We start from the raw sequence: 23,693 nt of genomic DNA on the forward strand, positions 1-23,693 counted from the left end.
CGACAAAACCCCGCGCCGGGAGCAGGGGAGCCCTGCCGGACCCAAGTTCCCGTTGCGCCCGCCGGGTCCGTGCGCTATCCGGCCCGAAAGGCCTGAGGCGGCTCCATATTTTCCCGCCAGCCCCCAAACCCGAGGACGGAAACCGCCATGCCAGCCTATCGCTCCCGCACCACCACCCACGGCCGCAACATGGCGGGCGCCCGCGGCCTTTGGCGCGCGACCGGCATGAAGGACGCCGACTTCGGCAAGCCGATCATCGCGGTGGTCAATTCCTTCACCCAGTTCGTGCCCGGCCACGTCCACCTGAAGGACCTCGGCCAGCTCGTCGCCCGCGAGATCGAGCAGGCCGGCGGCGTCGCCAAGGAGTTCAACACCATCGCGGTGGATGACGGCATCGCCATGGGCCATGACGGCATGCTCTACAGCCTGCCGTCGCGCGAGCTGATCGCCGACAGCGTCGAGTACATGGCCAACGCGCATTGCGCCGACGGCCTCGTCTGCATCTCCAATTGCGACAAGATCACGCCCGGCATGCTGATGGCCGCGCTCAGGCTCAACATCCCCGCCGTGTTCGTCTCGGGCGGGCCGATGGAGGCCGGCAAGGTCAAGCTGGCCGGCAAGACCAAGGCCGTCGACCTCATCGATGCCATGGTCGCCGCGGCCGATAGCAAGGTCAGCGACGAGGACGTCAAGGTGATCGAGCGCTCGGCGTGCCCGACTTGCGGCTCCTGCTCGGGCATGTTCACGGCCAATTCCATGAACTGCCTGACCGAGGCGCTGGGCCTGGCGCTGCCCGGCAACGGCTCGGTGGTCGCAACCCATGCCGACCGCAAGCGGCTGTTCGTCGAGGCCGGCCACACCATTGTCGATCTGGTCCGCCGCTATTACGAGCAGGACGACGCCTCCGTGCTGCCGCGCAACATCGCCAACTTCAAGGCGTTCGAGAACGCGATGACGCTCGACATCGCGATGGGCGGCTCGACCAACACCGTGCTGCATCTGCTCGCGGCGGCCCATGAAGGGCAGGTCGCCTTCACCATGAAGGACATCGACCGCCTGTCGCGCCGCGTGCCCGTGCTCTGCAAGGTCGCGCCGTCGGTCGCCGACGTGCATGTCGAGGACGTGCATCGTGCCGGCGGCATCATGGGCATCCTTGGCGAGCTCGATCGCGCCGGGCTGATCGACACCTCGGTCTCGACCGTGCACGCGCCGACCATGAACGAGGCGCTGGAGCGCTGGGACATCAAGCGCACAAAGAGCGACACGGTGCGCACCTTCTATCGCGCCTCGCCCGGCGGCATCCCGACGCAGGTCGCCTTCAGCCAGGAGCGCCGCTACGACGAGCTCGACGCCGACCGCGAGAAGGGCGTCGTGCGCGACCTCGCGCATGCCTTCAGCAAGGACGGCGGCCTCGCCGTGCTCTACGGCAATCTCGCGCAGGACGGCTGCATCGTGAAGACCGCCGGCGTCGATGCCTCGATCCTGAAATTCTCCGGCCCCGCGCGCGTGTTCGAAAGCCAGGATGCGGCGGTCGAGGGCATTCTCGGCGGCAAGGTCGTCGCCGGCGAGGTCGTGGTCATCATCTATGAAGGCCCGCGCGGCGGCCCGGGCATGCAGGAGATGCTGTATCCGACCAGCTATTTGAAATCGATGGGCCTCGGCAAGGTCTGCGCGCTCGTCACCGACGGACGCTTCTCCGGCGGCTCGTCCGGCCTGTCGATCGGCCATCTTTCGCCGGAAGCCGCCGAAGGCGGCAACATCGGGCTGGTTCGCACCGGCGACATCATCGCCATCGACATCCCGAACCGCAGCATCAGCCTCGAAGTCTCCGACGACGAGCTCGCCAAGCGCCGCGCCGCGGAGGAGGCGAAGGGCGATGCCGCCTGGCAGGCGACGGGCCGCAAGCGCAACGTCTCGACCGCGCTGCAGGCTTACGCTGCGCTCACCACCAGCGCTGCGCGCGGCGCGGTGCGCGAGGTGAAGCGGCGTTCGAAATAGGCTTCGTGCCGTCCGCAGACGCGCGAATGGTCAACGAGTCCTTAGCGGCCGGCGCAAGCCGGCCGTTTGCATTAAGGATGCCCCGATGAACTTCAGCGGCCCAGGATTTTGCGGCGTATAATGCGGCCACCTTCGCAAATCCATTTCGGGCAACTGGGGCACCACGCACAATGTCTCGTACTCTTGCTGTCTTTTTCTCGACTACCGTCGCCGCGATTTCCATGACGGGTGCAGCCTCCGCCGGTTGCTACAATTGCTACGCACCGCCGCCCTGCACGACCTGCTATCAGCAGCAATACGTGCCGCCGCAATACCGCACCGTCGACGAGACCGTGATGGTCTCGCCGGGCTCCGTGGTCGCCCACCGCACGCCCGCGCAGTACCGCACCGTGATGGTGCCGCAGACCGTGATGGTGGCGCCGCCCAGCGTCCAGTACGAGCGCATCCCACCGCAATACGCCACGCGCCAGCGCGTCGAGATGGTCTCGCCCGGCTATTCCTATTACGCCCCGGTGCAGATGGGCTGCGCGTCCTGCGGGTACTGACGCCGATTGACGAGATCGGATTTGCGCGGCGCTCCCTCGAGGGCGCCGTTTGCATTTGCGAGCCGCAAAACGAGGCCCGGGTATGGAGACCGATCCAGCCGGGCCTCGCAACCAGCGACGCCCTGGGAGATGTCGCCGGTGTCCGAGATTTGCGCAGACGCAGGCTAAGCGAACTGGCTGACGCTGGCCTGACAGCGGACAAGCCGATGGGCCCGAGGCGAGGGCGCCCAACTTCGCGTTGCCTTGCGTGGTCGACTGGGCTAAGCGACAGCCATTCAGGCTCAGGAAGGGTGGCCGAGTGGTTTAAGGCACCGGTCTTGGAAACCAAATAGCAACTATCTGCCACTTGTAAATACAAACAACGTCCCTAGTAATCCGTGAAGAGCGCCCCTTCGCAGCACCTCCTTCATGGTTGTCTGTCATCTGTCCAAACGCTCCTCGTTGACAAGTATGCTTTCCGCACCGAACCCTGTTAAGCCGTCGCTCACGGAAGAAGAGAGGGCGCACCTCCGCGCGCTCTATCGCGCCCTGGAGCCCTTCTGGGACTTAGAGCACTCGGTGATGCCTGCGTCCTACATCAGGGCCGCGCTTCTAGTCGCGATGAATGAGGGCTTAAGCGTTTCTGAGTACGCCGAACAGGCAGGCACTGGCGCCACGGTCATGACCCGCAATCTGCTCGACATTGGCGAACGCAATCGCCAGCGAGAAAAGGGCTTGGAACTGATCACCCAAGTTCGCGACGCCTTCGACCTGCGGAAACATCGTGCCATGCTGACCCCGAAGGGTCGCAAGCTAATGCAAGACGTCATCACCGCGCTTAGGGCAGTGCCGAAGTCAGTTGCAAGAGAATGAAATGCGACTGGGCGAATTCAAATCCGGGCGTGATGCTGCGGGGGACCGGCAAAAACCCGCTCGCTTCTATCGCCCGGACATGCACGCAACACGCGATCTACGTGAAAGGCCGTCCAGAAATTTATCCAAGGGTGCTTTGACTTAACGCCCCATCACGAGGGGTCACGATTACAAAGAGAGGCAGGTTCAATCTGAGGTGACAATAGAGGAATTCCAAAAGTGCGGGGGACCTGCATCTAACAAGATTGTAGACATTAAGAAAATCTTTGATAAATCAATGGCCTGTCAGGGAAGGGTGGCCGAGTGGTTTAAGGCACCGGTCTTGAAAACCGGCGTGCCCGCAAGGGTACCGTGGGTTCGAATCCCACCCCTTCCGCCAGCTGCGTCCGATGGTGATCTGTCCTTCCGGGCCGAACACGTGCTTGATCTAAAAGCACTTTCCAACGTTTCTCTTCGATGTTGTCCGACACCGCACGGATCATATCCGAGCCTGAGCCGTGGGTTTAGGTGGACACGATGTCAATGCGGCCGATTACTTCTCCGCAAACGGCACCATAATCACCTCGGGATCCTTGACCACGATCCTCGCCGCCCTGTAGTCGACGCACTTATGTGTCGGCGTAGCACCGACCGTCGTAGCAAATCTTTGGGCCAGCGCTTCGCATTGGGCTTCTGATTCAATCGCCGGTACTGAAATCGTCGACGTTCCGATGGTAATGACGAGTAACCACGCAATCATGATACTTCGAACCCACTAATTGGCGAGGAGTCTCGCAGCGACGATGGTCGGGCCGGGGGCAGCTGAAATGTCTAGACCCTCGACCGGGAGTGATGCGTTCAAAAACCGAACCCGGGTTGGTAACGAATATTCGGGCTGCGACAGCACGAGTGGGTTCGCCATCGGCGCGACTGCGAACACGATCCGCTCTGCTGGGATGCCGTCATATTTGGAGCCGAGAAAAGAACAGCGCCGAAGTTTTTGGACGGCTTCTCAATCTGCAAAAAATACTCGGTACACTTCGTCACGTTAAAGCGCTTATCCATTGGAGACGAAGCGCTTAAAGAATGGCCCGTCCCGGACGAGCCGAAATACGATCCGCTAGACCATGCCCCCGAAGTCGATGCCTTCCTTGGCAAGCTTCTCGGCTTCCTCGCCCGACGAGGTGGGCTTCGTGTCGAGATAGGGATGCTCGGATGCCGGCAGGATGGTACGGATGTTCTTGCCGTCGGTCCGTGTAATACGGGCAACCCAGCGCTTCGGGCCGTGCTCGAGGCGCTCGATGTGGTACTGCTTGTACGTGATCATGACTGTTGAACGCTACTGACACGGGGAGGTTACCTTGTATCGAAGGGAACCCGGCCGCACAACAGGCAGGCCTAAGATGAGGTTAATTTCCCGGCGGGGCCTGTTCACTTTTGACCCACCGTGAATTGAACCGAGCCGTCTGGCGGCGTTGTAACGGCTCGGCCGGAGTTCTGCCGGAAGCCGGCCCGCGCGCTCCTTCGCTTGCGGATAGCCAGCTTTACCGAACTGAAAACCTCAGCTCTTCGGGCCTGCGCCCTTCAGCGCGTCCCAAGCGGCCTGGTTGGCGTGGTCGAACGCCTTGCGGGATTCGGCGAGCGCGGCGCTCAGGACCGACCAGGATTCGCTGCCAGCCTGCTTCAGCTTCTGCAGGCGCGCTTCGGCTTCGGACGCGTCGGATTTCATCTGCTTGAGCGCGGCATCGACGTCGACGGTATGGGCTGCAGCCACCTTGCCGGCGGCCTCGCGGAATTTGTCCGCCGCGTCGCGCCAAGCCTTGGCCTGTGCCGCTGCGACGTTCTTGAACGTGGCCTGCTGCTGCTCGAACTGCTTGCTCGCACCTTCGAAGTAGGTCTTCACCTGGGCTTCGAATCCTGCCCACTGCTTTTCCAGGTCCGCCTTGGCCTTGGTCCAGGCGACTTCACCGGCTTCCGCCTGGGTCTTGAGCATGGCCCGAAATTCGTCACGGCGCTTGGTCAGGTCGGACAGGAGTTCATCCGTCTTGACCTTCGACTCGGCTTTGGCTTGGCCGGCCTTGACCTCGAAAGAGGCCAGCGCGGCATCCATTTCGTCGATCCGCTCCTTGGCCCAATTGAGGTAGAAATGCATGCTGCTCTGCTCTGACATGGCCCTCTCCATTGTTTGCCGGAGGCAGAATTCCAAAACTTGGGCTGGTTCATATTGACTTGCCTCAACAACGTCGTGGTCTCACGAATTTGCGTTGCGGCGCCGCACCGCTCCTGTTCGGGGATGCTCCGGGTCCGACTTTCAGGAACCTGGCCCTTGCTGACTTGTTGTTCGCACTCTCGTCCAGTCACGGAGAGCGCATTTGGAAAGTACCATCATCGGTGAATTCGACACGCGCCGCGGCGCCGAGCTTGCGGTCGAGCATGTCGTGCAGGAATGCGGCGTGCCGCGCAGCGACGTCTTCGTCCAGGCCGCTGGCGGCGCCAACACCGTCGGGACACGTCCGGCAGGGAGCGACGTCAAGGTCGCGCCTGCGCCAGATGGCCGGCAGAAGCTGGACGGTCTGATCGAGGTCTCCGTGGATTTTCACGGCGATGCCCCCGAGAAGATTGCAGACGTCTTGAGGAGCGCCGGCGCCAAGACGGTCCGCACCAAATGACGGCGATTTGCGGTGTGCCGAGCAAGCTCCGCGACTTCGGCATTCGCGCGGGCTGAACCGCAATCCCGGCTCTTGAAGACGTGGAACCCCTTGAGCGTTCAGCGCGTTTAGACGCGAATGCGAATTGCGAGGTCCAGCTGCTTCAGAGTTCATCGACCCTGATCCCCGGCGAGACCGTCTGGCGGCGCTGCGAAGCGCGGCGTGTGGCGGTTCTCAACGATGGTGCCGCTTATTTCGCAGCCCTGCGGGAGGCGCTGCTGGAGGCGCAGGATCTCGTCTACATCATCGGATGGGATATCCATAGCGAGACCAGGTTGGTCGGAGCATCCGGACACGCCGATGACGGCCTGCCGGAACAGCTCGGCCCGTTCCTGCGCGCGCTGGTTCAACGCCGTCCCGCCTTGCAGATCAACGTTCTGGTCTGGGACTTCGTCTCGTTCTACGCCTCGGAAAGGGAGTGGAATTCCGCGGCCAAATTCACCGCAGGCACGGACGGCCGGGTGCGATTTCATCTGGATTCCACGCTTCCGTTCGGCTCGGCGCAGCACCAGAAGATCGTCTGTATCGACGGTTCGCTGGCGTTCGTCGGCGGTCTCGATCTGACGATCCGGCGCTGGGACACCAGCGACCATCGCGCCGATCACGAATTGCGCTGCGACCCCGAGGGTAAGCCATACCCGCCGTTTCATGATGTTCAATGCCTGGTCGATGGGGATGCTGCAGTCTCGCTGTTCGACCTCGCGGAGGAACGCTGGCGTGCGGCAGGCCAGCAGACGCACGAGCGGCGCGCGCTGAAGCGCATGCGGTGGCCGGCGCATGTTCCGGTGGAGGCCGAGCATGTGCGGGTGGGGATCGCCAGGACCGAGGTGATCTGCCCGGCAGGTTCGACCATCAGGGAGGTCGAACGCTCGTTGATTGCCGCGATCCGGTCGGCGACCAGTTTCGTCTATATCGAGAACCAGTTCACCAGCGCCATCAAGATTGCGCGCGAATTGGCGGAGCAGATGCGCCGCGTGCCTACGCTCCGGGTTCTGGTCGTTGCCCCCAAGCTGCATTCCTCGTGGCTGGAATCCCAGGCCATGCAGAACGGCCGTGGCGCCTTCATCGCCTGCTTCGATGAGGCGGGCGTGGCCGATCGGATCCGCTTCGTCTATCCGGTCTCACGCGCGGGCGATACGGAAGCGGCTGTGATGGTGCACAGCAAGCTCATGATCGTCGATGACAGGATCCTGAGGATCGGCTCGGCCAATCTGAACAACCGGTCGATGGGCGCCGACAGCGAATGCGATCTCATCCTCGAAGCCACGACCGACGAGCATCGGGACTTCATCGCATCGGTCCGCCGCCGCCTGATCGCCCATTTCTGCGGCCTCGACGAACAGGCCATCGCGCAAAACGAGGATCGCCTTCCTGCTCTGCTGGACGAGGCGTCGCAAGCCGGTGGCGCAAAGATGTTGCGGGACGTGGAGTTCTCGGTTCTGACCAGCACTCTGGCCACGATGGTTCAGCCGGTGGCGGACCCCGAGCGGCCGCTTCATCTCGAGCGGGCGGCATCGCGCATGTGGAGCACCAAGACCATCCTCGGGATCGCAGCGATCGCCGTGGCACTTTTCGGCCTGGCGATGGCATGGTCCTACACATCCTTGGGCGATTTCGCCGACGCCAATCATATTTCGACGTTCCTGTCCGCCTACGCGCACTCCGTCTGGGGGCCGCCATTCGCGGTCGCAGCCTTTGTAGTGGGCGGGCTGGTCGTGTTTCCGGTGCTCGTGCTCATTGCCGCAACGGCCGCCGCGCTTGGGCCGTGGCTGGGTTTTGCCACCGCAATGACGGGTGTCCTGCTCAGCGCCTTCGTCCTTTTTGCGATCGGTCGGGTGCTCGGTCGCGAGCGCCTCCAACAACTGCTCGGACGACGCGCCGCGCGCATCCAGCAACGCGTCGTCGGCAAGGGGATTCTCGCCGTCGTCGTCATCCGGATGATTCCGATCGCGCCGTTCTCGCTGGTGAATGTCGTGGCGGGCGCGAGCACGCTGCCGCTTCGTGACTTCCTGGTCGGAACCTTGCTCGGCATGATGCCGGGCATTCTCGCCATGGCCGTCCTGGGCGCCCAGATCGCAGATCTGGCCAGGAATGCGTCATGGGGCAATCTGTTGCTGTTGGCGCTGGCGTTCCTGGGCTGGCTCGGGGCCTGCGCCGGCGCACAATTCGTCGCGACCTGGCTCGCCGGGAGACGGTGATGGCGCCGATGCGCTTCATGACGTGGAACGTGCACGGCACGTTCAATCTCAATCCGACGTTCGACCTGGAAGGTGTCTGCTCGATCGTCCGCAAATGGGCGCCCGATGTCGTCGCGCTTCAGGAGGTGGATTCGCGATCGAGGTCCGACGATCCCTTTGCGAAGCTGGCGGGCGTCATCGGCGATCACCGCGTCCACGCCAAGTCGATCGTCACCGAGGATGGCGACTACGGGCAGATGCTCCTGAGCCGGTTTCCGTTCTCCGCTGTGCCAGAGATCGTCGACGTGTCCTATCGTGAGCGGGAGCCGCGCAGAGCGATTGCGGCGGGATTGCTGGCGCCTTCGGGCGACGTGCGCGTGGTCGCCACGCATCTCGGCCTGAGCATCCACGAGCGCTATGCGCAGGCCCAGACTCTGGTGAGCCTGGTGAAACCCGGGCGGACCGTCGTCCTCGGCGATTTCAACGACTGGTTTTGGGTCAAGTCGGTGCGACGCGTGCTCGCGCAGGCCTGCCCAAACCGCACGCGACTGCGGACCTTCCCGTCGCGCCTCCCGCTTCTGCGGCTCGACCGGATCTATGCAACGTCCGACAGCCGCATCGTGAAAGTCTGGACCGACGCGGAGGCGAGAGCCTACTCGGACCATCTGCCCGTCATCGCCGAGATCGAGATCTAGGGGCCTTCGGGGCTTACAGAAAAGCTTTGTTCTCCAACAGCATAGCTACTGTGCATGGGGTTGTTTTTCGATATTTTGCGCAAGGCGCGTTCGCAAGGTGTGAGGAACTCTTTCCTCATACCCGCGTTATCTCGGCATGACTGAAGACCTTTCATTCCGACGCAAACCCCTGACCCCCGAGCAGCGCCAGGCCCGCGATGCGGCACGCCGGATCGAGGCCGAAAAAGCCATGCGCGACCATGAGGCGGCGCAGAAGGCGTTCTACGCCAACAAGGAGCGGCTCAGAGCCGAACGCCTTGCGCGCGAAGCTGCAGCCAAGGACTGACGCAGGCAAGGGCTGAGCGCTCTCGCCAGCCCAGCGATCTCTTGAAGCCAATCCAGAGCGCCCACCGGCCTTCGTGCCGGTGGGCGCTTTCGCGTTTGGGTGCTGCGACGTGCCGGATGGCTTGACGGCATTCGCCGTCCGGGAGGAAGCTTGAGGACAATCCTGAACCGACCTGAACCTGCGGAGACGTTCGCCCCCGACCAGTCCGACCCTCATCAGCGAAAGCGCAATGGAGCTGACCATGACCACGTTCGACAAGCGCGAGCAGGGCTTTGAGGCCAAATTCGTCCACGACGAGGAGCTCATGTTTAAGGCCACGGCCCGGTCCAACAAGCTGCTCGGTCTCTGGGCCGCCGGCCGGCTCGGTCTGAGCGGCGATGCCGCCGCGAGCTACGCAACGACGCTGGTCGCGGACCATCTGGAAGACCGGACGATGGACGAGGTGCTGGACAAGGTGTCGGGCGATCTCGCCGGCACCGGCGTTGCCCGCGAACAGGTCGCGGCCAAGCTCCAAGAATGCCTGCATCAGGCCATGCAGCAGCTCGAAGCCGACAGGTGAGGCGGGTCGCCGGTGCTAATCGGCCTGCTTGCGCGCGCCGGAGTCGCCAAGCCTGTCGACATAGGCAATGCCGATCGCCGAGACGACGAAGGTGAGGTGGATCAGCACCTGCCACATCACGCCGTTCTCGGTGTAGCCGGCGCGGTTCGAGCCGAGATTGCCGGCCTCGATGAAGGTGCGCAGCAGCGCGATCGAGGAGATGCCGATGATGGCCATGGCGAGCTTGATCTTGAGCACGCTCGCATTGACATGGCCGAGCCATTCCGGCTCGTCGGGGTGCCCCTGCAGATCGAGCCGGGAGACGAAGGTCTCGTAGCCGCCGACGATCACCATCACGAGCAGATTGGAGATCATCACGACGTCGATCAGCGCGAGCACGCTCATCATGATCTGTTGTTCGGTGAGGTCGAGCGCGTGCCAGGACAGGTGCCAGAGCTCCTTGAGGAACAGCGCGATGTAGACGCATTGCGCCACGATCAGTCCGAGATAGAGCGGCAGCTGCAGCCAGCGCGAACCGAAGATGATCATCGGCAGCAGACCCAGGCGCGGCGTGGGCGGGCGGCGTTCGGTGCCAAGTTCGGATCCGGGTCCAGGCTCAACCGACATTCAGGCCGCATCCTCGCAATCGCAGGCGATCCCGCTTTTCTCTAGCCCGACAAGATGGCCGGCGGAAGACGCCGCGCCTCCCGCCTTCTGCGGATCGCGCCGTTTCGTGCTAGCGTGCTGCTGGGCCGTCGCGCGACGGCGGGATGGGGAGGCGGGACGTGACGGGGAGCGGCTTCGGCAGATGGGCCGGCGGGATGTTGCTCACCGGCGCGATCATGGTGGGCGCCGGCGCCGGAGTTGCCTTGGCAACGCCGCTGACGCCGTTTCGCTACGAGGCGCAGGCGCAGCGTCACTGTCCGCACGACAAGGTGGTCTGGCTCGATTTCAGAAAAGGCGTCTACTATCGCAAGGGTCAGAAGCGTTACGGCCAGGGCTTCGACGGCAGCTTCGTCTGCCAGAGCGAGGCGCGTGGCGGCCTTTATCGCCGCTCCCTGCTGGGCCTGCGCTGAGCGCTGGTGCGAAGGAGCCGGCTATGGCCGCGCCGGCGGCACCTTCACCGGTACGTGCGGAGAGGTGCTGATGACCCGGGGGCTTCCGTCCGGATAGGTGCGGTCGCCGCGGAGCAGTGATTCCAGGACCAGGAAGAATTTCTCGGCAAGCATGTGCGTCACCCCAATCGGTGATGGCCTCTTGAAACTTAGTCGAGGCGCCGCACGCGGAAATTCAATCAACTCAATGAGAGCGGGACAGGGCAGGTCAGGGGCGTGCCGGGGTTGCCGCGTTTGAAAATCGGAAGGAGGGTGGCGCTCAGGCGAAGGCCAGTGCCACGAGGCTCGAGCAGAGCAGGACCAAGCCGCCGGCGGTCAATGCCAGGAAGCCGTCAGATACCAGGTCATGGTTGCGCATGGGACACCTGCCGCTCTCGTCTTCGATGCTCGGTCGGATCGATTGAAACTGCCCGAACGTGCCGTCTTGAAAGAGGTGATGCTTGCCGTTGCGCGCGAGTGCCTTCAGGCCCTCGTGCGGTAGCCTTCAAACGCATGGGCCAGGAAGATCCCCGCGCTTACCAGACCCATCAGTGCCGAAACCGTCTCGATCATCGTTAAATTCCAAATCCCGCCCTTGCGTCCGAGAGAACGCGTGCGGCCTTGCACAGTCAAAAGAATTCCGGTGAAGGCAGCGACAATGGGGGTGGAGTGAGGATTTGGCGCAACAGAATGTCCAGCCCTGGCACAGCGCCGGCGCCATCGGCCCGTACAACAACGGAAAAATGCGAACGTCCCGTTTACCATCCCGGCGGGATCGCTGTGGGCTCCCCATTTCCGCCGCGTTCCGGTTGCGTTATCCTTACCAAGTCCGAGACGGTGGTGGGCCGCCTTCGGATCAGATGACCGGACGGCGCTCCCCGTAGCCAAGCGGGTGGGATACGCCTCTGGCAAAGTGGTATTTGGGGCGAATGGGGATCCGACGGTCAGATTCGGTTTTGCGGGCCGCGCGCGGTGTTGCGGCGGTCGCGACCTGCGTTGCGCTTGCCAATTGCGCCTCCTCCAACAAATTCGCCAGCCGCGTCGATCCCAAATACGGCGTGTCCTCGAGCCCCCGGGTGGTGGCCTGGGGCGATCCGGTCCCGAAGGGCGGCGGCACCTATCGCGTCGGCAAGCCCTATGTCGTGGCAGGCAGGACCTACGTGCCGGAGGAGGACGTCAACTATCGCGCCGAGGGCATGGCGTCCTGGTACGGCGACGATTTCCACGGCCGCCTGACCGCCAACGGCGAAGTGTTCGACATGGCCTCGCTGACGGCGGCGCATCCGACCCTGCCGATGCCGTCCTATGCGCGGGTGACCAACATCTCGAACGGCAAGTCGCTGATCGTTCGCGTCAACGACCGCGGACCCTATCACGGCAACCGCCTCATCGACGTCTCGAACAAGGCCGCCGAACTCCTTGAATTCAAAGGCAACGGCGTCGCCAGGGTCAGGGTCGAATATGTCGGCCGGGCGCCGCTTGAAGGCTCGGACGACCGCCAGCTTCTGGCGACCCTGCGCACCGGCGTTCCGGCGCCGTCGCCCTCGATGGTCCGGGTCGCCTCGGCAAAGCCCTTCGTGCCGGAATTGCCGTCCTCGGGCCGCGGCGCCATTCGCGGCGACGTGCCGATGCCGGAAGGGCGGCCCTACAATCTCGGCAACACCTCTGCCGACATGGCCTCGCTCAATGCGACTTCGGAAATTTCGGCCTCGAGCCGCAGCCGGGGCCGGGCGCTTCAGAATGCCCGCGCGGTGTCCTACGACGAGGACGGCCGCTACGCCGCCGAGAGCGCGGCCTCATCGAGCGACGGCGCCGCCGAGGCCCGCAGCATCCTGAGCGGTCGCGGCCTCTACTGAGCCGCGCTTTCCTTCAGGAACGTCACCAGCGCCGCGTTGACCTCGTCGGGCCGCTCCTGCTGCACCCAGTGGCCGGCGCCCTCGATGATCAGCTTGCGCTTCAGGTTGGGCAACACCCGTTCGAGCTCGTTGATGCGCTTGGCCCCGATCAGGCCGGTGATGACGGCGTCCCTGGAGCCGGCGACGAACAGCGAGGGTTGATGGATCTGCGCGTCCTGCCAGGGCGCCGTCAGCTCCCAATTGCGGTCGATGTTGCGGTACCAGTTCAGCCCGCCGCGAAAGCCGGACTTGCGGAAGCTTTCGGTGAAATAAGCAAGATCCGCCTCGCTGAGCCAGCCGGGCAGCGGTTCCTCGGCGGTCGCGTGGCTGAGAAATCCCTTGCCTTCCTGCACGAACATGGCGGCGGTGGGATCGGCAAGGCCGCGTCCTCCCAGCACGATGCGCATGGTGCGGGCGACGTCGCGCTCGAGCTCGGCCTCGGCGACACCCGGCGCCTGGAAATACTGCCAGTAGAAATTGGTGACGCCGCCCTGGCGCAACAGGTCGAGCGGCTTGCCGCGGCCGCGGAACGGGGGCGGCACGCTGAGGCCAACGACCGCCGTGAAGATGTCGGGCCGGAACAGCGCCGCGTGCCAGGCGACCGGCGCACCCCAATCGTGGCCGACCACCATCGCCCTGGTCTCGCCGAGCGCCTGCACGAGGCCGACCACGTCACCCACCGTATCGAAGATCGAATAGGCGGCAATCTCAGGCGGCGCCGCGCTCTGGCCGTAGCCGCGCATGTCGGGGGCGACGACGTGAAACCCGGCCGCCGCGAGCGCGGGGATCTGGTGGCGCCAGGAATAGGACAGTTCCGGCCAGCCATGACAGAGCACGACCAGCGGACCCTGCCCGGCTTCGCGGATGAAGAGATCGATGCCGTTGGCGTTGATCACGCGGGTTGAGGACATCGCTTTTCCGCCTTGTTTCAGGGGTTTGGTCGAAAAACATGAGGCGTCACGATAGGGGCGCGGCGAGAATCGTGCAATCTCCCGGCAGGCGTCCAACCTCGTGTTGTTCGCACCGGTTCCAGCTGTTAGAACGCCGCTCTCAGGACTTGGCCATGGCATTTCGTCCTTCTTCGCTTCGTCGCACCCGCTTCACCACGAGGGCGCTGGCGCGCGGGTTGCTCGCGATTGGTCTGGTTGTGGGCATGAGCTGGGGCGGGGCCCTGCTGGCCGCCAACCAGAGCGTCCAGGGCGCCAAGAAAGCGGACGATACGGGCTTTGACGGCGATGCCCCGACCGCGATCCTGATCGAAGCCTCCAGTGGCAGCGTGCTGTTCGAGAAGAACGCCGACGAGCTGCGCGCGCCGTCCAGCATGATGAAGCTGATGACGGCGGAGGTCGTCTTCAACGCGATCAAGAAGGGCGACATCAAGCTGACCGACGAGTACCGGATTAGCGAGAACGCCTGGCGCCGGGGCGGGGCGCCGTCGGGCGGCTCGACCATGTTCGCCGCCATCAACAGCAAGGTCTCGGTCGACGATCTCCTGCACGGCGCGATCATCCAGAGCGGCAACGATGCCTGCATCGCGCTCGCGGAAGCCATGGCGGGCAACGAGAAGATCTTCGCCGCCGACTTCATGACCAAGCGCGCCCGCGAGCTCGGCATGACGAAGTCGACCTTCGGGAATTCCAACGGTCTGCCCGATCCCGGCAACAAGATGACGGTGCGCGAGCTCGCCATCCTCGCCCGGCACATCATCCTGGACTTCCCCGAATTCTACAAACTGTTCGGCGAGAAGGAGTTCACCTGGAACAAGATCCGCCAGCCCAACCGCAATCCGCTGCTCAACTCGATGGAAGGCGCCGACGGCCTGAAGACCGGCTATACCAAGGAAGGCGGCTACGGCATGGTCGGCTCGGCCGTGCAGAATGGCACGCGGCTGATCGTGGTCGTCAACGGGCTCGAAGATCCCGAGGATCGCGCGACGGAAGCCAAGAAGATGCTGGAATGGGGCTTCCGCAATTTCGAGACCCGCACGCTGATCGCGGCCGAGCAGCCGGTCGGCTATGCCAAGGTGTTCGGCGGCGAGAGCCGCTCGGTCAAGCTCGTCGCCAAGACCCCGGTGAAGGTGATGGTGCACAAGAACGGCAGCGACAAGCTGATCGCGCGCGTCGTCTATAGCGGCCCGGTGCGGGCGCCGGTCGAGGCCGGCCAGCAGGTCGGCGTGGTCAGGGTCTGGCGCAGCGGCAATATCGCGGTCGAGACGCCGGTCTATGCCGGCGAGACGATCGGCACCGGCTCGACCATGCGCCGCGCGATCGATGGTGCCAGCGAACTCGTGATCGGCATGTTCCGCGCGGGCGCCGAGAAGCTCTGATCATGAGCGAGAGCGCGGCACAGCGGCCGTCCGGACGCGGACGCTTCATCACCTTCGAAGGCGGCGAGGGCGCGGGCAAGTCGACCCAGATCAAGAAGCTCGCCGATCGCCTCAAGGCGGCAAAGCTCCGCATCCGCGTCACGCGCGAGCCGGGTGGCTCGCCGGGCGCCGAGATCATGCGCCATCTGGTGCTATCGGGCATGGGCAAGCTGCTCGGTCCCGAGGCGGAGACGCTGCTGTTTGCCGCCGCGCGCGATGACCACGTTCGTACCGTGATCCTGCCTGCGCTCAACCAGGGCACCTGGGTGCTGTGCGACCGCTTCGCCGACTCGACGCGGGCCTATCAGGGCAGCCTCGGCCGCGTGCCCGATGGCCTGATCAACGCCATGCAGCGGGTCACGATCGGCGATCTCAAGCCGGACCTCACCATCATCCTCGATTTGCCGGTCGAGATCGGCCTGCAGCGTGCGGCTGCGCGCCGCGGCAGCGGCACGCCGGACAGGTTCGAGGCCGAGACGCTCAGCTTTCACCAGGGCCTGCGCGAGGCCTACCGCAAGATCGCCGCGGACGAGCCGGCGCGCTGCGTGCTGATCGACGCCAATTCCGATCCTGACACGGTCGCTGCCCGGGTCTGGACGGCGTTGCGCGATCGTCTTCTTCCCACACCGGCTTCGGTGATATCCGCATGAGCCCGCGTCAGACCGAGCGCGAGACCGCCATTCCGCATCCGCGCGAGACAACGAGGCTGTTCGGCCATCGCGAGGCCGAGACGGCGCTGCTGACGGCCTATCGCAGCGGGCGGATTCCGCATGCCTGGCTGATCGGCGGGCCGCAAGGGATCGGCAAGGCGACCCTGGCCTATCGCATGGCGCGCTTCGTGCTTGCCCATGGCCAGCCGCTGGCGCCCGCCGTGCAGCGCGCCGAGGATCTTGCGATCGATCCTGACGACGCCGTCGCGCGGCAGGTGGCGGCCGGCTCGCATGGCGGCCTGCTGACGCTGGAGCGCACGGCCAACGACCGCGGCGTGATGCGCACCGTGATCACCGTGGACGAGACGCGCGAGACGATCGGTTTCTTCGGCTCGACGGCGGCAGCGGAAGGCTGGCGTGTCTGCGTCGTCGACACCGTCGACGAGCTCAATCCAAACGCTGCCAACGCGCTGCTGAAGATCTTGGAGGAGCCGCCGCAGCAATCGCTGTTCCTTCTGGTGAGCCATGCGCCGGCGCGCGTGCTCGCCACGATCCAGTCGCGCTGCCGCAAGCTGCGCCTGCGACCGCTGGCCACGGACAACGTGATAGCAGCAGCGGCTGCGGCGGCCGAGCTCGATCCGAACGATCCGGCGCTGCGCGAGGCGGCAGAGGCCTCCGAGGGCAGCGTTGCACGGGCCCTGACGCTGCTCGGTGGCGACGCGCTGAAACTTCAGCAGCGTACCGCGGCGCTGCTGGCGCGCCTGCCTCAGGTCGATCCGCGCGAATTGCACACGCTCGGCGACTCGCTTGGCACCAGCGACCGCGTCGCGCTTGCGGCTTTCGTCGATGGCATCGACCGCTGGATCGCAGAACGCCTGCATGCAGACGAGGCCAATGCCAACCAGAACCTGCCGCGCCTTGCGCGCCTAGCCGAGGTATGGGAAAAGATCGTCCGCGCTGCGCGCGACACCGAAACCTACAATCTGGAGCGCAAGCCCTTGGTTTTCTCGGTGTTCGGCTGGCTCGCGGACGCAACGCGCTAAAGCATGATCCGGAAAGGTGCGCGGCGGTTTTCCGAAAGGATCATGCGCAGATCAACAATCGAACTCAGGTTCGTTTCCAGTTTTTGAGAAGCCGGTAGAGGAATTCGTCGTGGCAACCCGAGCTAAGAAAACCGCCAAGGGCAAGAAGGCTACGAAGAAGGCCGGCAAGAAAGCCGCGAAGAAGGCCGTGAAGACGCTTGCGCGCAAAGCTGCCAAGAAGGTCAAGAAGACCAAGAAGCCTGCCGGCAAGAAGGGCGGAACGAAGAGCGCAGCGAAGACGGCAAAGAGATCCGGCAAGAAGGCTGCGAAGAAGCAGGTCGTCGCCAAGAAGGCAGCAAAGAACGCGGCCAAAAGGCAAGCCGAGAAAACAGCCAAGAAAACGGCCAAGAAAACAGCGAAGGCTCCGGAGCAAGTCGCCAAGAAGGCCAAGGTCGCTGCGCCCGCTGCGATCGCAGCCTCGACTGCCGTCATTGCTCCGCCGAAGGCTGCCAAGCCGAAGACGCCGCGGTCGCCGAAGCCGGCCTCAGCTCCGCAAGCCGCAGCACCCGTTGCCGCCCCGGCACGCGACAACATCTTCTACATCACGACCGCCATCGCCTATCCCAACGGCAGCCCGCATATCGGCCACGCCTATGAGGCGATCGCGACCGACGTGCTGGCGCGTTTTGCGCGGCTCGACGGCAAGGACGTATTCTTCCTGACAGGCACCGACGAGCATGGTCAGAAGATGGTTCAGACGGCGGCCGGTGAGGGCATGTCCGCAGCAGCCCTCGCAACCCGCAATGCCGGCCGCTTCAAGCAGATGGACGAGCGTCTGAACGTGTCGTTCGACCGCTTCATCCGCACCACCGAGGAGCAGCATCACCGCTCCAGCCAGGAGATCTGGCGGCGCATGGAGGCGAACGGCGACATTTATGCCGACACCTATTCGGGCTGGTACTCGGTCCGTGACGAGGCCTATTACGCCGAGGACGAGACGCGCCTGAATGACGAGGGCGTGCGCTTGGGGCCGCAGGGCACGCCGGTCGATTGGGTTGAGGAGAAGAGCTACTTCTTCCGCCTGTCGGCGTACCAGGACAGGCTGCTCAAGCTGTATGCGGATCATCCCGATTTCATCGGGCCGGATTCCCGCAAGAACGAGGTCGTCAGCTTCGTCAAGGGCGGACTGCGCGATCTCTCGATCTCGCGCACCACGTTCGATTGGGGCGTGAAGGTGCCCGGCGACGAAGACCACGTGATGTATGTCTGGGTCGATGCGCTGACCAATTACATCACCGGCGTCGGCTTCCCCGACGAGAGCGACAAAAACTGGCGCTATTGGCCGGCCGACGTGCACATCATCGGCAAGGACATCATCCGTTTCCACGCCGTGTACTGGCCGGCATTCCTGATGTCGGCCGGAATTCCGCTGCCGAAGCGGGTCTACGCCCATGGCTTCCTGTTCAACAGGGGCGAGAAGATGTCGAAGTCGGTCGGCAATGTCGTCGATCCCTTCAACCTCGCCGACCAATACGGCGTCGACCAGATGCGCTATTTCTTCCTGCGCGAGGTGCCGTTCGGCCAGGACGGCAACTACAACCACGAAGCCATCGTCGCGCGCATCAATGCCGACCTCGCCAACGATCTCGGCAATCTGGCGCAGCGTTCACTGTCGATGATCGCCAAGCAGTTGGGCGGCGTGCTGCCCGAGCCCGGCGAATTCAGCGACAACGACAAGGCGATTTTGGCGATGGCCGACGGCATGGTCGCGGCCTCGCGCGAGGCCATGGCGACGCAGCAGATCCATCAATGGCTCAACGCGGTCTGGGCCGTAGTCGCGGAGGCCAATCGCTATTTCGCCGGCGAGGCGCCGTGGGCGCTCGCCAAGACCGATCCTGCCAGGCAGAGGACCGTGCTCTACGTCACCGCGGAAGTCGTGCGCCAGATCGCGATCCTGGCTCAGCCGGCGATGCCGACCGCTTCCAGCAAGCTGCTCGACAGTCTCGGTATCCCCGAGGCCGAGCGCAGCTTCGCCATGCTCGGCGGAGCCAAGCGCATCGCGCCCGGCTCGACCCTGCCGGCACCGACCCCGGCGTTCCCGCGCTACATCGAGCCGGCGGCCTGAAGGCGTTCGCGCGATGCTGGTCGACAGCCACTGCCATCTGGATTTCCCCGACTTTGCGGACGATCTCGACGGGATCGTGTCGCGGGCGCGCGCCGCCGGCATCGGGCGCATGGTCACGATCTCGACGCGGGTGCGGCGGTTGAAGGACCTGCTCGCGATCGCCGAACGCTATGACGACGTCTATTGCTCGGTCGGCACCCATCCGCACAACGCCGATGAGGAGGACGGCATCGGGCCCGACGAGCTCGTGGCCTTGACGGAGCATCCCAAGGTCGTGGCGCTCGGCGAGGCCGGGCTCGATTATTTCTACGATAACGGCTCGCCGGAGGCGCAGGCGAGGGGCTTTCGTGCCCACATCGCCGCCGCACGCGCCACCGGCCTGCCGTTGGTGATCCACACCCGCGAAGCCGACGAGGATTGCGCGCGCATCCTGGAAGACGAGGTCGCAAAGGGATCGTTTCGCGCCGTGCTGCATTGTTACACTGGCGGGCGCGAGCTGGCGTTGAAGGCGGTGTCGCTCGGGCTCTATATCGGTTTCACGGGAATCGTGACATTCAAGAAATCGGACACCTTGCGCGCGCTCGCAGCCGAACTGCCGTCCGACCGTATCCTGGTCGAAACCGACTCGCCTTATCTTGCGCCCGGCAAGTTCCGGGGCAAACGCAACGAGCCGGCTTATGTGGTCGAGGTCGCAAAGGTGCTGGCCGAGACTCGCGGTGTGTCGCTTGAGGAGATCTCGCGCCAGACCAGCGAGAATTTCTTCCGCCTGTTCTCGAAAGTGAAAGCTTGAAACCGGGGACCCCATGACGCTGACGCTGACGATCCTGGGCTGCGGCTCTTCCGCCGGCGTGCCGCGCCCGGCGCTCGGCTGGGGCGCCTGCGATCCCAACAATCCCAAGAACCGCCGTCGCCGCTGCTCGCTGCTGGTCGAGCGGACTTCCGAGCACGGCACCACGCGCATCGTGATCGACACCTCGCCGGACCTGCGCGAGCAATTGCTTTCGACCAATGTCGATCACATCGACGCGGTGTTCTTGACGCATGAGCATGCCGACCAGACCCACGGCATGGACGATCTACGTTCGGTCGTGATGCACATGCGCCGCCGGATCCCAACCTACTTCAACCAGTCGACCGCCAAGGACATCCTGTCGCGGTTCTCCTATTGCTTCATCTCGCCTGAAGGCAGCGACTATCCGCCGATCCTGACCCGGCATTCGATCGAGGCGGGCGAAAGCCAGACCATCCTGGGGAAGGGCGGCGCGGTGACCCTGACCGCCTTTCTGGTGCAGCACGGCAATATTCCCGCGCTCGGCTACCGCATCGGGGATGCGGCCTACACGCCCGACCTCAACGACATCCCGCGCGAGAGCTGGGGCGCGCTGGAAAACCTGGACCTCTGGATCGTCGACGGCCTGCGCTACACAAGCCATGTCAGCCATTTCAGCATCAACGACGCGCTGTCCTGGATCGAGCGCTTCAAGCCGAAGCGCGCGGTGATAACCAACATGACCGCCGAGGTCGATTACGAGGTCATCCGGCAATCGCTGCCCCCTGGCGTGGTGCCGGCCTATGACGGGCTGCGGCTGGAGACGCACTAAACCCGCGGTGGAAATTCTGCTCCCAGCCGGCACAGACCTTGCTTGCGCCGGCCCCATCATGTTGATCTAACGTCTGAAAGACAGGCGTTGGGCAGGGCGATATTCAAACGGGACCGGCACCACACAAGTGCAATCGGTCGGTCGAATTGCCTCGTGTGAGGATGGGGATCGCGTTGGCAGAGGACGATGTAGCGACTCAAGGACCGGTGCGCCGCGCTCTGGACCTCCTTTATCTCGGCGCAGGCTACGCCGCCGGCATCTTCCTGGTTGCGATCTTTGCAATCATGATGATCATGTCGGTCGGCCGCCAGTTTGCGATCAACATTCCCGCCGGCGACGATTTCGCGTCCTGGTGCATGGCCGCGATGGCTTTCCTCGGTCTCGCGCACACCTTCAAGCGCGGCGAGATGATCCGCGTCGGCCTGCTGCTGGAGAAGTTGCACGGACGCACGAAGCAAGTCGCCGAGATCCTGGCCCTCGGCATTGCGGCAGCCTTCATTCTCTACTTCACCCGGCATGCCGTGCAGATGACCTATGACTCCTGGCGCTTCAACGACGTGGCACAGGGCGTTGTCGCGCTTCCGCTCTGGATTCCTCAGCTCGGCTTTGTCGGCGGCCTGGTAATCCTGTCGATCGCCTTGCTCGACGAGATGGTCAATGTCGTCAGCGGTAACCGGCCGAGCTACGAGAAGGGCTCGCCGGACGAGACGCCGGAAGAGTTCGTCGAACGCATCTCGCAGGGCGGCGGAGGTTGACCATGGCCAATCTCGGCATGATCGAGCTGTCCTTCATCTTGCTCGGCGTCATGATCCTGCTGCTCGGCAGCGGGGTCTGGATTGCCGTCTCGCTCGGGCTGGTCGGCTTCGTGGCGATGGCGCTGACCACCAGCCTGCCGCTTGGCTCGGTGCTCGCGACGACCACCTGGAGTGCAAGCTCGTCCTGGACGCTGGCCGCTTTGCCGCTGTTCATCTGGATGGGCGAGATCCTGTTCCGCACCAAATTGTCGGAAGAGATGTTCCGCGGCTTGTCGCCTTGGGTCCAATGGCTGCCCGGGCGCCTGACCCATGTCAACGTGATCGGCTGCGGCATCTTCGCGGCGGTGTCGGGCTCGTCCGCGGCGACATGCGCGACCATCGGCAAGATCGCCCTGCCGGAGCTCGACAAGCGCGGCTACGACAAGGGCCTGAGCCTTGGCTCGCTCGCGGGCTCCGGCACCCTCGGCCTCTTGATCCCGCCGTCGATTCCGATGGTGGTCTACGCGGTGACGGCGAACGTCTCCGTGCTCCAGGTATTCCTGGGCGGCTTCCTGCCGGGTGCGCTCGTGATGGTGCTTTACTCCGGCTACATCATCATCTGGTCGCTGCTCAATCCGGACAAGATCCCGCCGCGCGATCCGCCGATGCCGTTCCAGCAGAAGCTGCGCGAGTCCGCAAAGCTCGTGCCGTGCCTGCTGCTGATCCTGGCGGTGTTCCTCTCGTTGGTCCTCGGCTTTGCGACAGCCACGGAATGCGCGGCATGGGGCGTCGCGGGCGCACTGCTGCTGGCCTGGTGGAGCGGCACGCTGACGCGGAAGAACTTCCTCGAGAGCATCATGAGCGCGACGCGCCTGACCTGCATGATCATGCTGATCCTGGCAGGCGCGGCCTACACCACCGCCGCGATGGCCTATACGGGCATTCCGGCCGCGCTCGCGACCTGGGTGCAAGGGCAACAGCTCACGCCTGGCATGCTCGCGCTGTATCTCAGCATCATGTACATCATCCTGGGATGCCTGATCGATGGCATCTCGATGATCGTGCTGACGGCCGTCATCGTGCTGCCGATGGTGAAGCAGGCTGGGCTCGACCTGGTCTGGTTCGGCGTCTACCTCATCATCCACGTCGAGATGGCGCAGATCACGCCGCCGGTCGGCTTCAATCTCTTCGTGCTTCAGAACATGAGCGGGCGCGATACGTTCACCGTCGCGCGGGCGGCGTTTCCGTTCTTCGTGCTGCTGCTCGCCTCCGTGTTCATCATCACGGAATATCCGCAGATCGTCATGTTCTTGCCCAAGCTCGCCTTCCCAGACTGAGCGTATTCAAATCGACTGTGAGGAGAAGCCCGATGAGGTCACGTTTATTTCGCGCATTCCTGGCCGCCGGCATACTGGCGGCCGCGACGCCCGCCTTGGCGCAAACCAAATGGAATCTGCCGGCCGCATACCCCGCGGACAATCCGCACTCCGAAAACCTGGTCGCTTTCGCCAAGGACGTCGAAGCCGCCACATCGGGAAAACTCCAGATCACGGTTCATCCCGGCGCTTCGCTGTTCAAGGCGCCCGACATCAAGCGCGCGGTGGTGACCGGGCAGGCGCAGATGGGCGAGGTGCTGCTTTCGATCCACGAGAACGAGGATCCGCTGTTCGGCGTCGATGTCGTGCCGTTCCTCGCCACCAGCTTCCCGGAGGCGATGAAGCTGTATCAGGCCTCCAAGCCGGCGATCGCCAAGAAGCTCGATGCACAGGGTCTCAAGCTGCTGTTCGTCGTGCCGTGGGCGCCGCAGGGCGTCTATGTCAACAAGCCGCTCGCCACGATCGAGGACATGAAGGGCCTGAAATGGCGGGCCTATAACGTCGGGACCGCGCGCATCGGCGAGCTGGTCGGCGCGCAGTCGGTCACGATCCAGGCTGCGGAGCTGCCCCAGGCGCTGGCGACCGGCGTGGTGAATTCCTTCATGTCGTCGGGCGGCACGGGCTACGACGCGAAGGCCTGGGAGTCGCTCAAATACTTCTATGACGTGCAGGCCTGGATTCCCAAGGATTACACCTTCGTCAACAAGGCCGCGTTCGACGCGCTCGACAAGCCGACCCAGGAGGCGATCCTCAAGGCAGCCGCAACGGCGGAAACGCGCGGCTGGAAGGCCTGGCAGGACAAGAGCACCTGGTACCTCGATCAGCTCAAGGCGAAAGGCATGACCGTCGAGCCGCCGAGCCCGGCGTTGAAGGCCGGCTTCCAGAAGATCGGCGAACAGCTCACGGCCGACTGGCTGAAGAAGGCGGGGGCGGACGGCCAGGCGGTCGTCGACGCCTACAAGAAGATGTGAGGACGGAGCGCCTCCGCCCGCCGCCTTATGGTGTGCGGGCGGC

At 64.2% G+C, this 23,693-nt stretch carries 23 protein-coding genes and 1 tRNA gene; 20 read left to right on the plus strand and 4 right to left on the minus strand.

Features of this window, described 5'->3' with window-relative positions:
- Nucleotides 1-147: 147 nt before the first annotated feature.
- The 4 genes from ilvD to P6U31_RS18835 all read left to right on the plus strand — a co-directional run bounded on the left by ilvD (nt 148) and on the right by P6U31_RS18835 (nt 3,774).
- A complete protein-coding gene (ilvD, locus tag P6U31_RS18820) occupies nt 148-1,998 on the plus strand; it encodes a dihydroxy-acid dehydratase (protein WP_407183140.1) in 1,851 nt (616 codons plus the stop codon).
- Nucleotides 1,999-2,219: 221 nt separating this feature from the next.
- Nucleotides 2,220-2,543, plus strand: a complete 324-nt coding sequence (locus P6U31_RS18825; protein ID WP_407183141.1) for a hypothetical protein — start codon at nt 2,220-2,222, stop codon at nt 2,541-2,543.
- A 450-nt stretch (nt 2,544-2,993) separates the two neighbouring features.
- Nucleotides 2,994-3,395, plus strand: coding sequence for a hypothetical protein (locus P6U31_RS18830; RefSeq protein WP_407183142.1), 402 nt, complete (start codon nt 2,994-2,996; stop codon nt 3,393-3,395).
- 289 nt (nt 3,396-3,684) lie between these two features.
- Nucleotides 3,685-3,774: transfer RNA gene (locus tag P6U31_RS18835), tRNA-Ser, on the plus strand.
- Between the two features lie 720 nt (nt 3,775-4,494).
- Here the strand turns inward: P6U31_RS18835 and P6U31_RS18840 are convergent.
- A complete protein-coding gene (locus tag P6U31_RS18840; RefSeq protein WP_407183144.1) occupies nt 4,495-4,701 on the minus strand; it encodes a hypothetical protein in 207 nt (68 codons plus the stop codon).
- 234 nt (nt 4,702-4,935) lie between these two features.
- Complete coding sequence (locus P6U31_RS18845) at nt 4,936-5,544, minus strand: hypothetical protein (RefSeq protein ID WP_407183145.1); 609 nt, start codon at nt 5,542-5,544, stop codon at nt 4,936-4,938.
- 202 nt (nt 5,545-5,746) lie between these two features.
- Between P6U31_RS18845 and P6U31_RS18850 the strand changes: the two genes are divergently transcribed.
- The 5 genes from P6U31_RS18850 to P6U31_RS18870 all read left to right on the plus strand — a co-directional run bounded on the left by P6U31_RS18850 (nt 5,747) and on the right by P6U31_RS18870 (nt 9,838).
- A complete protein-coding gene (locus P6U31_RS18850) occupies nt 5,747-6,043 on the plus strand; it encodes a hypothetical protein (RefSeq protein ID WP_407183146.1) in 297 nt (98 codons plus the stop codon).
- Between the two features lie 80 nt (nt 6,044-6,123).
- A complete protein-coding gene (locus P6U31_RS18855; protein WP_407183147.1) occupies nt 6,124-8,280 on the plus strand; it encodes a VTT domain-containing protein in 2,157 nt (718 codons plus the stop codon).
- Nucleotides 8,280-8,954 (plus strand): endonuclease/exonuclease/phosphatase family protein, encoded by a 675-nt coding sequence (locus tag P6U31_RS18860; protein WP_407183148.1) that lies wholly within the window; start codon nt 8,280-8,282, stop codon nt 8,952-8,954. Before P6U31_RS18855 ends, P6U31_RS18860 begins: the two co-directional genes overlap by 1 nt.
- Nucleotides 8,955-9,090: 136 nt before the next feature.
- Nucleotides 9,091-9,279 carry a hypothetical protein gene (locus tag P6U31_RS18865; protein WP_407183149.1) on the plus strand — a complete coding sequence of 63 codons (189 nt, stop codon included), beginning with the start codon at nt 9,091-9,093 and terminating at the stop codon, nt 9,277-9,279.
- A 241-nt stretch (nt 9,280-9,520) separates the two neighbouring features.
- Nucleotides 9,521-9,838: a DUF1476 domain-containing protein gene (locus P6U31_RS18870; protein ID WP_164937744.1), complete on the plus strand. Its 318-nt coding sequence runs from the start codon at nt 9,521-9,523 to the stop codon at nt 9,836-9,838.
- Nucleotides 9,839-9,853: 15 nt separating this feature from the next.
- Here P6U31_RS18870 and P6U31_RS18875 read toward each other — a convergent pair whose 3' ends face one another.
- Nucleotides 9,854-10,444: a TIGR00645 family protein gene (locus P6U31_RS18875; RefSeq protein WP_407183150.1), complete on the minus strand. Its 591-nt coding sequence runs from the start codon at nt 10,442-10,444 to the stop codon at nt 9,854-9,856.
- A gap of 158 nt (nt 10,445-10,602) precedes the next feature.
- Here P6U31_RS18875 and P6U31_RS18880 point away from each other — a divergent pair, with 158 nt between their 5' ends.
- Both P6U31_RS18880 and P6U31_RS18885 read left to right on the plus strand, forming a co-directional pair.
- Nucleotides 10,603-10,893 (plus strand): hypothetical protein, encoded by a 291-nt coding sequence (locus tag P6U31_RS18880; RefSeq protein WP_407183151.1) that lies wholly within the window; start codon nt 10,603-10,605, stop codon nt 10,891-10,893.
- Nucleotides 10,894-11,840: 947 nt separating this feature from the next.
- On the plus strand, nt 11,841-12,767 hold the full coding sequence (locus P6U31_RS18885; RefSeq protein WP_407183152.1) for a septal ring lytic transglycosylase RlpA family protein: 927 nt from the start codon (nt 11,841-11,843) through the stop codon (nt 12,765-12,767).
- On the opposite strand, the gene P6U31_RS18890 is transcribed toward P6U31_RS18885, so the two are convergent.
- Nucleotides 12,761-13,717, minus strand: coding sequence for an alpha/beta fold hydrolase (locus tag P6U31_RS18890; protein WP_407183153.1), 957 nt, complete (start codon nt 13,715-13,717; stop codon nt 12,761-12,763). The two genes, P6U31_RS18885 and P6U31_RS18890, sit on opposite strands and share 7 nt — an antisense overlap.
- 152 nt (nt 13,718-13,869) lie before the next feature.
- Here P6U31_RS18890 and P6U31_RS18895 point away from each other — a divergent pair, with 152 nt between their 5' ends.
- The 9 genes from P6U31_RS18895 to P6U31_RS18935 all read left to right on the plus strand — a co-directional run bounded on the left by P6U31_RS18895 (nt 13,870) and on the right by P6U31_RS18935 (nt 23,650).
- A complete protein-coding gene (locus P6U31_RS18895; RefSeq protein ID WP_407183154.1) occupies nt 13,870-15,132 on the plus strand; it encodes a D-alanyl-D-alanine carboxypeptidase family protein in 1,263 nt (420 codons plus the stop codon).
- 2 nt (nt 15,133-15,134) lie between these two features.
- Nucleotides 15,135-15,821 carry a dTMP kinase gene (gene tmk / locus P6U31_RS18900; protein WP_407183155.1) on the plus strand — a complete coding sequence of 229 codons (687 nt, stop codon included), beginning with the start codon at nt 15,135-15,137 and terminating at the stop codon, nt 15,819-15,821.
- Entirely contained in the window at nt 15,818-16,864 is a 1,047-nt protein-coding gene (locus tag P6U31_RS18905; RefSeq protein WP_407183156.1) for a DNA polymerase III subunit delta', read from the plus strand. Before tmk ends, P6U31_RS18905 begins: the two co-directional genes overlap by 4 nt.
- Before the next feature lie 109 nt (nt 16,865-16,973).
- Nucleotides 16,974-18,968: a methionine--tRNA ligase gene (gene metG / locus P6U31_RS18910; protein WP_407183157.1), complete on the plus strand. Its 1,995-nt coding sequence runs from the start codon at nt 16,974-16,976 to the stop codon at nt 18,966-18,968.
- Nucleotides 18,969-18,981: 13 nt separating this feature from the next.
- Nucleotides 18,982-19,758: a TatD family hydrolase gene (locus P6U31_RS18915; RefSeq protein WP_407183158.1), complete on the plus strand. Its 777-nt coding sequence runs from the start codon at nt 18,982-18,984 to the stop codon at nt 19,756-19,758.
- A 13-nt stretch (nt 19,759-19,771) separates the two neighbouring features.
- Complete coding sequence (locus P6U31_RS18920) at nt 19,772-20,569, plus strand: MBL fold metallo-hydrolase (RefSeq protein WP_407183159.1); 798 nt, start codon at nt 19,772-19,774, stop codon at nt 20,567-20,569.
- 161 nt (nt 20,570-20,730) lie between these two features.
- Nucleotides 20,731-21,324 (plus strand): TRAP transporter small permease, encoded by a 594-nt coding sequence (locus P6U31_RS18925; protein WP_407183160.1) that lies wholly within the window; start codon nt 20,731-20,733, stop codon nt 21,322-21,324.
- A 2-nt stretch (nt 21,325-21,326) separates the two neighbouring features.
- A complete protein-coding gene (locus P6U31_RS18930) occupies nt 21,327-22,640 on the plus strand; it encodes a TRAP transporter large permease (protein ID WP_407183161.1) in 1,314 nt (437 codons plus the stop codon).
- Nucleotides 22,641-22,672: 32 nt separating this feature from the next.
- Nucleotides 22,673-23,650, plus strand: coding sequence for a TRAP transporter substrate-binding protein (locus tag P6U31_RS18935; RefSeq protein WP_407183162.1), 978 nt, complete (start codon nt 22,673-22,675; stop codon nt 23,648-23,650).
- The last annotated feature ends 43 nt before the right edge of the window (nt 23,651-23,693 follow it).

The sequence above is a fragment of the Bradyrhizobium centrosematis genome (assembly GCF_045571495.1).
GTDB lineage: Bacteria > Pseudomonadota > Alphaproteobacteria > Rhizobiales > Xanthobacteraceae > Bradyrhizobium > Bradyrhizobium centrosematis.

Coding starts and splice junctions, on each gene's coding strand:
- P6U31_RS18885 (WP_407183152.1), top strand. CDS start 11,841: ATGGGGATCCGACGGTCAGATTCGGTTTTGCGGGCCGCGCGCGGTGTT.
- P6U31_RS18930 (WP_407183161.1), top strand. CDS start 21,327: ATGGCCAATCTCGGCATGATCGAGCTGTCCTTCATCTTGCTCGGCGTC.
- P6U31_RS18915 (WP_407183158.1), top strand. CDS start 18,982: ATGCTGGTCGACAGCCACTGCCATCTGGATTTCCCCGACTTTGCGGAC.
- P6U31_RS18830 (WP_407183142.1), top strand. CDS start 2,994: ATGCTTTCCGCACCGAACCCTGTTAAGCCGTCGCTCACGGAAGAAGAG.
- P6U31_RS18895 (WP_407183154.1), top strand. CDS start 13,870: ATGGCATTTCGTCCTTCTTCGCTTCGTCGCACCCGCTTCACCACGAGG.
- P6U31_RS18920 (WP_407183159.1), top strand. CDS start 19,772: ATGACGCTGACGCTGACGATCCTGGGCTGCGGCTCTTCCGCCGGCGTG.
- P6U31_RS18870 (WP_164937744.1), top strand. CDS start 9,521: ATGACCACGTTCGACAAGCGCGAGCAGGGCTTTGAGGCCAAATTCGTC.
- P6U31_RS18860 (WP_407183148.1), top strand. CDS start 8,280: ATGGCGCCGATGCGCTTCATGACGTGGAACGTGCACGGCACGTTCAAT.
- P6U31_RS18825 (WP_407183141.1), top strand. CDS start 2,220: ATGACGGGTGCAGCCTCCGCCGGTTGCTACAATTGCTACGCACCGCCG.
- P6U31_RS18925 (WP_407183160.1), top strand. CDS start 20,731: ATGGGGATCGCGTTGGCAGAGGACGATGTAGCGACTCAAGGACCGGTG.
- tmk (WP_407183155.1), top strand. CDS start 15,135: ATGAGCGAGAGCGCGGCACAGCGGCCGTCCGGACGCGGACGCTTCATC.
- P6U31_RS18905 (WP_407183156.1), top strand. CDS start 15,818: ATGAGCCCGCGTCAGACCGAGCGCGAGACCGCCATTCCGCATCCGCGC.
- P6U31_RS18865 (WP_407183149.1), top strand. CDS start 9,091: ATGACTGAAGACCTTTCATTCCGACGCAAACCCCTGACCCCCGAGCAG.
- P6U31_RS18935 (WP_407183162.1), top strand. CDS start 22,673: ATGAGGTCACGTTTATTTCGCGCATTCCTGGCCGCCGGCATACTGGCG.
- P6U31_RS18840 (WP_407183144.1), bottom strand. CDS start 4,701: ATGATCACGTACAAGCAGTACCACATCGAGCGCCTCGAGCACGGCCCG.
- P6U31_RS18845 (WP_407183145.1), bottom strand. CDS start 5,544: ATGTCAGAGCAGAGCAGCATGCATTTCTACCTCAATTGGGCCAAGGAG.
- P6U31_RS18890 (WP_407183153.1), bottom strand. CDS start 13,717: ATGTCCTCAACCCGCGTGATCAACGCCAACGGCATCGATCTCTTCATC.
- ilvD (WP_407183140.1), top strand. CDS start 148: ATGCCAGCCTATCGCTCCCGCACCACCACCCACGGCCGCAACATGGCG.
- P6U31_RS18875 (WP_407183150.1), bottom strand. CDS start 10,444: ATGTCGGTTGAGCCTGGACCCGGATCCGAACTTGGCACCGAACGCCGC.